The organism is Allobaculum sp. (assembly GCF_047010065.1).
GTDB classification, from domain to species: domain Bacteria; phylum Bacillota_I; class Bacilli_A; order Erysipelotrichales; family Erysipelotrichaceae; genus Allobaculum; species Allobaculum fili.
Genome location: NZ_JBKXLD010000074.1, coordinates 1 through 11,380, shown reverse-complemented (window position 1 = coordinate 11,380; position 11,380 = coordinate 1). Strand labels below are relative to the sequence as shown.

At 49.6% G+C, this 11,380-nt stretch carries 11 protein-coding genes and 1 rRNA gene; 3 read left to right on the top strand and 9 right to left on the bottom strand.

The window, feature by feature from the left end; translation table 11 throughout:
• Positions 1 to 85: 85 nt before the first annotated feature.
• The 8 genes from ACLUYS_RS07300 to ACLUYS_RS07265 form a co-directional block, all read right to left on the bottom strand.
• Complete coding sequence (locus ACLUYS_RS07300; protein ID WP_230268387.1) at positions 86 to 499, bottom strand: hypothetical protein; 414 nt, start codon at positions 497 to 499, stop codon at positions 86 to 88.
• A 373-nt stretch (positions 500 to 872) separates the two neighbouring features.
• Complete coding sequence (locus ACLUYS_RS07295) at positions 873 to 1,082, bottom strand: hypothetical protein (RefSeq protein WP_412659487.1); 210 nt, start codon at positions 1,080 to 1,082, stop codon at positions 873 to 875.
• A gap of 282 nt (positions 1,083 to 1,364) precedes the next feature.
• Positions 1,365 to 1,907 carry a LuxR C-terminal-related transcriptional regulator gene (locus tag ACLUYS_RS07290; RefSeq protein WP_412659486.1) on the bottom strand — a complete coding sequence of 181 codons (543 nt, stop codon included), beginning with the start codon at positions 1,905 to 1,907 and terminating at the stop codon, positions 1,365 to 1,367.
• A gap of 107 nt (positions 1,908 to 2,014) precedes the next feature.
• Entirely contained in the window at positions 2,015 to 3,304 is a 1,290-nt protein-coding gene (locus ACLUYS_RS07285) for a sensor histidine kinase (protein WP_412659485.1), read from the bottom strand.
• 38 nt (positions 3,305 to 3,342) lie between these two features.
• Positions 3,343 to 4,257 (bottom strand): hypothetical protein, encoded by a 915-nt coding sequence (locus ACLUYS_RS07280; RefSeq protein WP_412659484.1) that lies wholly within the window; start codon positions 4,255 to 4,257, stop codon positions 3,343 to 3,345.
• Entirely contained in the window at positions 4,139 to 4,936 is a 798-nt protein-coding gene (locus tag ACLUYS_RS07275) for a histidine kinase N-terminal 7TM domain-containing protein (protein WP_230268393.1), read from the bottom strand. Before ACLUYS_RS07275 ends, ACLUYS_RS07280 begins: the two co-directional genes overlap by 119 nt.
• Positions 4,937 to 5,306: 370 nt before the next feature.
• Positions 5,307 to 6,818, bottom strand: a complete 1,512-nt coding sequence (lysS, locus tag ACLUYS_RS07270) for a lysine--tRNA ligase (RefSeq protein ID WP_230268394.1) — start codon at positions 6,816 to 6,818, stop codon at positions 5,307 to 5,309.
• A 227-nt stretch (positions 6,819 to 7,045) separates the two neighbouring features.
• Complete coding sequence (locus ACLUYS_RS07265; protein WP_230268395.1) at positions 7,046 to 7,645, bottom strand: L-threonylcarbamoyladenylate synthase; 600 nt, start codon at positions 7,643 to 7,645, stop codon at positions 7,046 to 7,048.
• A 353-nt stretch (positions 7,646 to 7,998) separates the two neighbouring features.
• Here ACLUYS_RS07265 and mnmE point away from each other — a divergent pair, with 353 nt between their 5' ends.
• From mnmE to ACLUYS_RS07250, 3 genes are all read left to right on the top strand, one after another.
• Positions 7,999 to 9,330: a tRNA uridine-5-carboxymethylaminomethyl(34) synthesis GTPase MnmE gene (mnmE, locus tag ACLUYS_RS07260; RefSeq protein WP_230268396.1), complete on the top strand. Its 1,332-nt coding sequence runs from the start codon at positions 7,999 to 8,001 to the stop codon at positions 9,328 to 9,330.
• Positions 9,331 to 9,358: 28 nt separating this feature from the next.
• The gene (locus ACLUYS_RS07255; RefSeq protein WP_412659483.1) at positions 9,359 to 9,964 is read left to right on the top strand and encodes a hypothetical protein; all 606 of its coding nucleotides are present in this window, start codon (positions 9,359 to 9,361) and stop codon (positions 9,962 to 9,964) included.
• A gap of 293 nt (positions 9,965 to 10,257) precedes the next feature.
• Positions 10,258 to 11,145 (top strand): hypothetical protein, encoded by an 888-nt coding sequence (locus ACLUYS_RS07250; RefSeq protein WP_230268398.1) that lies wholly within the window; start codon positions 10,258 to 10,260, stop codon positions 11,143 to 11,145.
• Between the two features lie 102 nt (positions 11,146 to 11,247).
• On the opposite strand, the gene rrf is transcribed toward ACLUYS_RS07250, so the two are convergent.
• Positions 11,248 to 11,354, bottom strand: a 5S ribosomal RNA gene (rrf, locus tag ACLUYS_RS07245).
• Between the last annotated feature and the right edge of the window lie 26 nt (positions 11,355 to 11,380).

The following is an 11,380-nucleotide window of genomic DNA, read 5'->3' as shown; positions in this document are numbered from 1 at the left end:
GTCCACGCAAAAATCCGACCGTATAGTTTAGCTGATTGGGAAAGTTCTAAATAATTTTCCTTTCAAAAATGGCTATAGTGTACTGTTATGCATTTACACTGGGCATTGTTTTCCAGACACCGTAGACGTACAGTCCGGGTACCAGCAAGCTGAGCGCCAGATTCGTAATACGGAACTTTCCGCCGCCGATCAGACCGATTCCCGTAGAAATAATGCTCAGAACCGTGATCCCAATGCCCCAGTTCACGCATTTGCTGGCATTCTCAGGGACTTTGCACGCCCTGAGACCTTTTACGCCGGCGATGATCTCAATCACCGAGTTGATTGTCACGATGATGGAACTCGCGTAGAGGATACCCGTTCCATCTGCACTCCCCGCCAGCGCCGCCAGTGCACTGACACCAAGAATCGCGATCACCCCGGCGATCCCTGCGATGATGCCGCCTGCGATCATCAGGATAGAAGTGATCTTCAAAAATATCTGTCTGCCGTTAGTCATGGTAATTTTCTCCGTTTTTGTTGATTCAGAATGCAAATTCTTCACGGTATCTTTGGTTATTTCTCTTGCTTTTTGAACTCGACTGTTTTGCTGCTGTCCGCAAGGTCGAGCTCCAGGATCAGTCTGCCGTCAGTATCTTCATCCGAGGCCTCATGGTAAAAGGAAGTGATTTCCCCCGCAGGGGATCCATCTTTCCTCTGCAATACGCAGGTATCCAGGAAAAACTCCGTAGACTGGACGATTCCCGGCTGAAGATAGACAAATTGAATAGGATCATCCAGCTATTGCTCGCCATCCAGTAAAAGCTTGATGCGGCAGCCGCTGTCCAGCTCTATGACATAATGCCCGTCCTCACTTGACCAAGTGCCTGAAATCACCTGAAGCAGCATCTCATTATCGGCGTATGTATGATCGCCATCCAGTATCGTGGAGTCTCTGAACCATCCACAGTGTCCGGATTCATCGAGCCGCCATTTTCCATGATCCGTTCAGCAGCAAAATAACGAAACAGACGAACTCCGGTCACTCCCAGAACTGTCAGCGCAGGCAGCGCAATCAAGAATACGCTTCGAATCTGTTTCATCCCCCCTCCTTTCTCCTGATGAGGATTCCTGCTGCAGAGCAAGTTCGGCCTGAGCTGCGGCAAGAAAAAGCCGGCACGTGTTCCGCTTGCCTCGCAGGGCCTTCTCGTTTTCGACAGAATACGGATATTTATTTTCCTTACAGATTGATACTGTGGCCATTGTAATGAGTTATTTTCGATTGCGCCCTGTCCTTAAGTACAGGTTCGGACACTTTTTTCAGAAAAATTTTCAAAAAAAATCCCGGCTCTAAAGAAAGCCAGGATAGACAGAACAGGTTCTTGTTATTCGGTTGTGGAAAATGTCTGTTCCTCGGGGAGGTTTGGAACGATAAAATTCTTCTTTGTTACCGCGATGGCAAGCTGGGTTCTATTCGTAAATCCGGTTTTGGACAAAATGTTGGAAACATGGTATTTGATGGTTCTTTCCGAAACATTCAGCCGGGCGGCGATCTCATAGTTTTCCAATCCGTCACAGATCAGCCGCAGTACCTCGATCTCCTTTGACGTCAGCTCCGTACTTTCGACCAATCCCAATTTTACCTTCGGCGTTTCGCCCGGAAAAAGATGTTCGCCCGCCATGGTCCGGTCGATCACGTCGATCAGTGCTTCCGGACTGATGTCCTTATACCAGAAGCTGTCCACTCCGGCCGCTTTTGCACGTTTCAGGTAGCTCACCTCAACCATGGATGTGACGATGACGATCCGGATGTCCGGAAACTTCGCCTTGGTCTCGGCGGCAGCTTCAATGCCGTCTTTACACCCTGAAGTACAGACATCCATCAAAATCAGGTCAATGTGCTGCTGACCGCATTTCAAAAGAGCCATATCCGCTCCGTTGAGACTGGCGGCCAGCTCCTATCTGCAGCTGTCGGAAAGCACCCGCTCCATGTATTCACGGGGCATCCGCTGATCCTCTACAATCAGAACCTGTTTCATTTCATACTCTCCTTTGTCCCCGGGAAAACCACGGTCAGCACAAAGACCGGTTTCGACTGTATTTCCATCGTACCGCCGCAGTCCAGAATATGGCGATACAGGTTGAAAAGTCCGTCCTTGGGAACGATCTCCGTTTCGGGCGATCTTCCGTCGTTTGTGATCTGCATGCAAATGCTGCCGCCGGTTTTCTCCACCGTTATATACAGTGCTGTTGATCCGACATGGCGCACGCTGTTTGTCAGACATTCCCGCATGGCGAGGATCATCACACCGCGAAGCTTCTCCTGCTCAGGCAATTCTCCGGATAAGTTTACTTGGATACCGATGGTCCTGGCATCCTGCAGGAATCTGTCCAGCTCGCTGTGCCCCTGCGAATAGTCATTATCGTATTTAATAGCGCTGACCGCACGGGAGAACAGCTCAATGGCATTTGCCGCTTCCTCCGTCTGGTTGTGGTTAAGAATGTGGCGTATGGCAATCAGTCCCGCTCCCATATCGTCATGCAGCTTCGTCTTGGCGGCGAGCACTTCCTTTTCTCTTGTCAGGATTAAAGCATTGTCAGAAAGCCATTTCAATTCGAGCGAAATGGCTTTCAGCCGTTTAATCTGCGCTTTCAGCTCAAGATTTTTATGGTACAGCTCCGTGACATCCGAAAAGATAGCTTCCGTATACAAGGTGCCGTCCGACGCTTTCACTTCAGTCTTCCGGTAACGCCAGGCTTTGCCGTCGGGAAAAAGACAAGTCTGCCTCTGGGGAGAGAGCTGGATCACCCCGCTGCACGCGTTGCAGTCTGACAGCGCATCCTGCAGTTCCGCAACCGTCTGGAGATCACTCTGTGAGATCGTGCGGAACAGAGTATCCATTTGCCGGTTGCACAGTTTCACACTCCCGGAGGGCGTAAAATAGCAGATGCCGCTTGGCAGCATATCCAGAGCCTGCTTGACGGAATCGCGGCTGAGCGTCTGCTTTCCCAGTCTGTGCAGCTTTGCCATATCCCATATCAGCAGAAGATCTGCCGCTAATGTGATGCCCCATAAAAGCCACATAGGCAGAGGCAGCCATGTCCTGTACGCCAGTCCTTTGGTCATCTTTGAAAAAGCATCCGCCAGCCCGGACAATACGATAAGAACGAGCACAAATATGGATAGATGCATAATATTATTCCGCTTGTCGCGCAGTTTACCGTAAGCAGCCAGCATCACGAAAAGGGACAGGATCAGGGTAAGGAACAAGGCAACCAGCAGCGGCGTTTGTGCCGGAGTTGAAGAAAAATAAAAATTCCTCATGCCGGTTCACCCGCCTTTCCGATCCGAAGGGAAAAGCGCTATACGCCTTCCTCACAGGTGCACGTATCGGCAAGAACAGACAGCTCCGACAAATCGCCTTTCCTTTCCGCATGCAGATAAAAGACAATCGCATCTTCCAGACTGCGGGCTTTCAGCCAGACAAAACGAAGGTCATCCATGGCCGCTTCCGTCACGGCTTCAAAAAAGTCATAGACACGGATTGCATCCTGGGTATAAATGCGGTTTTTGCCCGGAATATCCATGGCACATTCCACACTCATCAGTTCCAGATTGGCAAGGGATTCCTCCAGACAGGCGGACAGCTCAGCGGTATCCGTTACGCTCGATCTTTCACCGATAAACATCAGATTGCCCCGGCGTTTTATGTACGCGCCGATCACCGCCGCTTTTGCCAGCAGACTGCGGCGAATTTCCGGATTGTCTTCCGCTTCATTTTGTGTCAGCAGCTGATCGAGCAGCTCGATCTGATGCACTGTGTGTGCCTGCAGCCGGTCATAGAGCCGGCTCTTTTCCCGAACTGCATTGATCTTTACCTTGGTTTTATAGTTTTGCTGCTCCACATCATCGCTTTCCGAAATCCTTTGCCGGTTTTCCTCCAGCTTTTCCAGCAGAGCAGTAATGTCTGTGATATCTTCCTGCCACAAAACATGACCGCCATTGATCCTGCAGCTTCTGAGCAGCGTGTTGCGATCCAGCATGGTCGCGTCCTTTTGTGCCGAGCGTATCACATCCGCCGTCAGCATCGGTGCGTTTGAAGAGGCATAACGGGTATGCAAGTCCGTGTCTACGATCTGCGCTCCTATGGAGCCGGCTTCAAGCAGCGATTTGTACCCGGTATTGGTCTGAATCAGCCCGCTCTGAATACAGCTTTCCAATATTCCGGTAAACATCAGGCACTGGGCTGCCGTGATGTCTCCGCCGATCAGCCGCATCCATTTTGCGCCGCTGATATATCAGGGCATATGCGATCGAGCATGTTAACAGCAAGAACGGAAGATATTTTTTCCTTTGGGAGAGTCGGCACTTGATCAGCATGATGACAAATGCCGCCAAAGCACAAAATATCTCCCATCCGAGAACGATATAATACCCGAATCTATATCCATTGTTTTCGCCCGTCCATGCCTCTCCTTCCGGGAAGGAAAAGGCAAGCTGATGGAAATCATTTGTAAGCTCAAAAAGCAGACAGAGCACCGTAGGAACAGCTAATAACAGGAGCGTCGTTTTCGATAACTTTGCATTTGCGGGCTTCCCCAGTGGGAGGGCAACAAGCAAAGAAAACAGCGGAATAAACAGCATGGGCAGGTAGTACCAGTCCCACAGTTGCCGTGCTGTTCCGATATCGGTTATGAAATAGTATTTCATTGAACGGAGAATAAACCAGAAAACCATTAAACCTGAAACAGCAATCAGATAATGGCGCACCTCTACCTGAATGATCCGTTTGCTGACGGAAATTTCCCATCCGATATAAAGAGCGATATAAATAAGCGAGCGGACAATTCCACTGGGAACGCCCAATATGCCAAGATTTCCCAGAACGCGTAAGAAAACAGCAGAGAAGATCATCGCGTCTACAAGAAGACCTGTTTTGTGATTCTGTTTCGTCATGAGGAACCTCCTTTCTAATTCATCTTGTTTTATTATTCGGGCAAGGTACAGGTAACGTTTTCCCGAAGAACCGAGGCAGCCATATTTTTGATTTAGCCAGGCTGGGACTGACCCGTCAGGAGCAGCTGAACATCGCCATCTCGCCTGTCCGCTCGTAAGAATGAAAAAGTCTGCACGGTCATACGCCGTACGGTTATTTCTGCTTTCTGAAAAAAAAGAACCCCGAACTATACAGTCCAAGGTTCTGTCGGAAATCACGAGCGATGCTCAAAAAGTTATTTGTTTAAAATTTGCGGTAACCCCGTTTTACGACATTTTTTCGATTAACAAAACGGCGCAAACGCTGTTTAAACCTGATTTTTGTGCTTATTTAGTCCGAGAGGGGCTTCATCGTCGGGAAGAGCAGGACTTCGCGAATCGAGCTCTGATCGGTCAGGAGCATGACAAAACGGTCAATGCCGAGGCCGACACCGCCGGTAGGCGGCATGCCGTATTCGAGGGCTTCTACGTAGTCGACGTCCATGTCGTTCGCTTCATCATCGCCCAGTTCGCGCAGAGCGAGCTGATTGAGGAAGCGTTCTTTCTGGTCAATCGGATCGTTGAGCTCAGAGAAGGCGTTGGCGTATTCGTGGCCTTTGATGAAGAGCTCATACCGGTCGGTGAAGCGCGGATCTTCCGCGTTCTTTTTGGCCAGCGGAGAAATTTCTACTGGATAATGGTAGACAAATGTCGGCTGTTCCAGCGTTTCTTCCACATATTTTTCGAAGAACAGGTCGAGAATGTGACCAACCGAGTTGTGCTTCTTCTCGAGTTCAATGCCGTGTTCTTCCGCAATTTTCTTCGCTTCTTCGAAATCGGTAATTTTTTCGAAGTCGATGCCGGTCTTTTCGAAAACCGCTTCGGACATTTTCAGACGAGCGAACGGCTTAGAAAGATCAATTTCCGTACCCTGATACGTTACGGTCTGCGTACCGAGAACGTTCTGTGCTACATAACGGAACAGACCTTCGATCAGGTCCATCATGCCCCGCAGATCGGAGTAAGCCACATACGCTTCAACGGTTGTGAATTCCGGGTTGTGGGTCTGGTCCATGCCTTCGTTACGGAACAGACGGCCGATTTCATAAACCCCTTCGAGTCCGCCGACAATCAGACGCTTCAGGTTCAGCTCAGTAGCAATACGCAGATACATATCGATGTCGAGCGTATTGTGATGCGTTACAAACGGACGGGCTGCCGCACCGCCAAGAATGGTATTCAGAACTGGCGTTTCGACTTCAATCAGGCCCTGGCCGTCAAGATACTGCTGAATGGCACGAATGATTTTCGGACGCGTAATTGCAATGCGGCGGGCATCGTCATTCATGATCAGATCGACGTAGCGACGACGGAAACGCTCTTCCATATCCGTCAGTCCATGGAATTTTTCCGGAAGCGGACGGAGTGATTTGGAAAGGTGCGTGTACTCTTTGGCGCGTACGGCAATATCACCATGATCGGTTTTCATCAGAATGCCTTCAATGCCGACAATATCGCCAATATCGTTTTTCTTGTACACTTCGTAAGCCTCATCGCCTACCGTATCTTTACGTACGTAAATCTGGATCTGGCCGTCACGGTCCTGGATATGCATGAATCCGGCTTTACCCATGCGGCGCTTGGTCATAATGCGGCCGGCGACTTTAACCGGAACCTGAAGTTCTTCGAGTTCTTCTTTGGATTTATCCGCATAAACCGGCAGAATATCGCTGGTTCGGTGGGTTCTTGGATAGGCCTGGCCGAATGGATCAACGCCCATATCGATCAGATCCTGCATTTTCTGACGACGGACTTTTTCCTGTTCAGTCAGTTTTACGTTATCTTTATTGCCTTTCTGGCTCATGATGACATTCCTTTCTGTTTACATATTTTCGGTGCGCAAAACAAAAGTCTGCAGATCAGACCGTTCGCTTTCCAGTTTGGAAAAAGCGTTCAAATTCACTTTATCAAAAACAGTTCTGACCATTTTTCGTTTTGCTTTCTCTTCAGAGTATTCATTTTTTCGGGCTCTGTCAAATTGTTCGAAAACCCGTACAGACGCCCGCTATGCCTGCGACAGGCTGTACGGCTTTAGCCAAGGACTTTTTTAATCTCTTCGAGATGAATAGGTCCCTGACGAAGGATTACAGGTGCGTCCCCGGTGCAGTCCACGATGGTGGAGGCGATGCCTTCCTGACAGGGACCGTCGAGAATTCCGTCGAGTGCCGGAAGCATGTCGGCAGCCTCTTTCATGCAAAGGGCAGCCGGTTCGCCGGAAAGATTGGCGGAGCTGACCATCAGCGGTCTGGCTGTCTGACGCATGACATCGAGCAGTACCGGGGCATCCGGAATGCGAAGGGCAATCGTATCCTTCCCGTTCGTGTATTCCCGACTGGCGTTTTCTTTAAGACGTACGATGAGCGTCATGGCGCCAGGTAAAAATGCGTCCGCCAGCTTCTGCGCCAGCGGGGAAATTTCAACGATATCCTCGACCTGATCCAGAGATGCGCACATCATCGGGATCGGTTTGGATTCCGGTCTCTTTTTAATCTGTTTCAGTCTTTGAAGGGCGTCCAGATCACCGCAAATGCAGCCGACGCCATATACGGTATCGGTCGGAAACGCGAGGATTTTTCCGTCCTTCAGATCCTGAGCCATTTCACGAGTCTGTGTACTCGAATACTGTTTCATTTTTTCACCTGCTTTAGAATTTCCGCTTAATTTATTTGGATTTCTACTATATAGTGCCTTAAGCATTGTACACAACCAGAGCCGGCCTGGCTTGCCCAAAAGCCAGATCGGTGTTCTGCAGCGTACGTGTCCGGCTTGTCTGCATTCGGATTCGGATCCCAAATCGCCGGCAGCCCTTGTCCTGGCGATCGTTCCTGGGATGCGGATACATTGGCCGGGTGTGCTATTCTCGTTAAGAGGAAGATAAGAAAGCAGGCCGGGTTTTACGGTCTGCCTTTCTTCTGTTTTTTAATCTGCCTGTTTACACGCTTTTGGCTGAACGGCGCGGCCGGTTTCAGCTTCAGGAGGTTTACATGTTTGAAGATACCATTGCGGCGATTGCTACCCCGCTGGCGCGCGGAGCCATCTCCATTATCCGGCTCTCGGGCGACGATGCGATTGCGATCGCGGATTCCCTCTTTTCCGGAAATCTTTCCGCCGCGAAAAGCCATACCATTCATTATGGATATATTGAAGAAAACCAGACGCCGGTTGACGAGGTTCTCGTTTCTGTTTTCCGTGCCCCTCGATCGTATACGTGCGAGGATGTTGTGGAAATCAATGCACACGGCGGACCGCTCGTTACCCGCAAGATTCTTTCGCTGCTGCTGAAAAACGGCGCGCGGATGGCCCGACCCGGCGAATTTACGGAGCGCGCCTTTCTGAACGGCCGTATTGATCTGTCCCAGGCGGAAGCGGTCGAAGACATGATTGATGCGTCCACCGATGCCGGAAGCCGACAGGCCATCTACTCCATTCGCGGAGAAATCCGCAAGCTGCTTCAGCCGCTGATCGATTCCATGATGGATCTGATCGCCAATATCGAAGTCAATATCGATTATCCTGAATACGAAGATGCCGCCGAAATGACGGCGGAAACGCTCCTGCCTCATTCGCGTGAAATTATTGAACGCATGGATGAAATTATCGAACGTTCGAAAGCCGGGATGATGGTACAGGACGGCATCAGGACGGTCATTGCCGGCAAGCCGAATGTCGGCAAAAGTTCTCTGCTCAACGCTCTGCTGCGGGAAGACAAAGCGATTGTAACGGATATTGCCGGAACGACGCGCGACTTAGTCGAAGGCCGTGTTCAGATCGGCGATTTTGTTCTCAATCTTGTCGATACCGCCGGCATCCGAGAAGGGGCAGAAAAGATCGAGCAGATCGGTATTGAAAAAAGCCGTCAGTCGATTGAAGATGCGGACCTTGTTCTGCTCGTTCTGGATGCGTCCAGACCTCTCGACGAACAGGATCAGGAGCTTCTGAAGATGACCGAAAACAAGCGGCGCATTCTGATCCTGAACAAAAAGGATCTTGCCCCCGCCTTTGAAATGGATGGCGCCGTCTCGATTTCCGCTCTGAACAAAGATCTGGGCGGCTTGAGCGAAGCGCTCGGCCATCTGTTCACGAGCGATCAGATCGTATGGCAGCCGCGTCTTTCCAACGAACGGCAGCTCGGGCTTCTAAGTCAGGCCCGACAGGATATGGATCGCGCCAGAGAAGCTATGGAAAACGGCATAGAGCCGGATCTGATCGAAATTGATCTTCTGTCTGCACACGATCACCTCAAGGAGATTCTCGGTGAAGTTCACCGGGAAGATCTTCTCGATACCCTGTTTACCAATTTCTGTCTGGGCAAATAAGGAAAACGCCCGCTAGGAGTACTTTTTCATGTATTTTATTTCCACCTTATCCGCCAGCGCGCCCATCGTTTTGCGCGAAGCCGCCTATATGTCGGATACGACCCGGCTGTTTCATGAAGTGGTCATGGATCTGGCAGCCTTTTCCATGTATCTGCTGGAGCTGATGTCGATCATCCTGATCGTCTTTACCACCGTTTCGGCGTTCTTCAAGCTGTTTCGTCATGAACGCTATGCCCGCGTCTATCTGCTTCATGGCCAGTCTCTTGGTCTGACCTTCAAGCTGGGTACCGAAATTCTGCGAACGATCACAGCGGCGTCCCTGATGGATATTTTCGAAGTCTTTCTTCTCATTGTGGTCAAGGCCTGCATGGTCGTTCTGATCGACCGGGAACTGAAGAGTGCTGATGAAAGCGATCTTTCGCTTCCTCCCGCTCAGCGTATAAAAGAAAGCCATGGATCCAAGTCTTCGCGTTCGGGAGCAACCTATCATTTCTCCCTGCTCCATAACGAAAACCGTACCCGTTCAGCCGAAGAAATGGATGAACTGCGAAATGAAGTCGAATCTCTGCGCCGTCAGCTGGATGCCCAGAATACGGCTTCGAATTCCGCCTCAAACGATCCGCAAACCGAATAAATCTGGATCCATTTCAGGTTCATTTTTCCATTCGTGGAAAATGAACCTTTTTTTACGTATATTTCCTCGAAGACAAAAAAGAGACGCCGAACCCGAACTAATGCTGCTTTTGAGAAATGGAGACCTCAGAGTATGCCGCTCCCGGTAAGCCGCTGATCATTTTCGACATCTTTTTTATCTTTTTGCGATACTCCGATTATTCATTCATTATTAATGGTATTTTAAATCTGTAATCCCTGTTGGCTGATCCAAAGCGGCCGAACGGTTTGGCAAACAGGACAAAGGAGAAGATTATGAAATTCAAACGTACAGCTGCGCTCCTTTGCGCGGCTCTTCTTCTGGCTGGCTGTTCTTCTTCCGATTCCAAACCGGAGAAAGACAGCACAAGCGGAGGACAGAGTGAAGCAACGTCCGTCGCACAAACAGAAGAAAAGAAAGAAAAAGAAGAGGAAGGTTTTAAAGAAACCGTTATTTACGATCAGGACGGTCTCAAGGTCACCGCAACCGGCATGGAAAAAGGCTTTCTGGGCGAAGAAGTAAAGATGGTCTTTGAAAACAATTCGGATAAGAACTGGACCGTTCAGGCCAGAAACACTTCGGTTAACGGCGCTATGATCGATCCATCCATGTCCATCGAAGTGGCTCCCGGCAAGACTGGCAAAGGCGAAATGACTTTCCTTTCAAGCATGCTGGAAGATCAGGGCATCGATAAAATCCACACCATTGAATTCAACCTGCACTTCTTCAACAGCGATGACTTCATGGACAGCGTAGATTCCGATCTGATCACTCTGAAAACCGGAGAAGAAGAATCCGAAACCGATGCACCGGAAGGTACCGTTCTTGTAGACCAGAATGGAATCAAGATCATTTCTCTGGATGAAGTGGAATACGATGAATTTTTCGGAGCTGATCTTATGGTCTATATCGAGAATAATTCAGAAATCCCTAGGACTGTTCAGGCCAGAGACTGTTCCATCAACGGCTATATGGTAGATCCAATCTTCTCGTCGGATGTTATACCTGGTAAAAAGGTACGAGAGGGCATTACCATCATGTCTTCCGACCTTGAAGACAACGACATCGATAAAATCTCAGAAGTTGAACTGACATTCCATATTTTTAACTCAGATGACTTGATGGATTCCTTTGACGTCGGTCCTGTCACTCTGAATTACTAATCCAAAACGATCTGCAGGCAGCTGCAGTTCATAAACGCTGAATATGAAAAAAATCCCCGAAGAATATCGGATTTCTCCTTTATCTTTCGGGGATTTCATTTTGTCTGGCAGCTTCCTATCTTTGCCTTGCGGCTATTGTCGGCGTTCTGCAGCTTAACGGCTGTGTGCGAGATGGGAACAGGTGTATCCTGCAGGCTATCGCCACCATACTTAGATTTTTTGAATGGATCTTCCA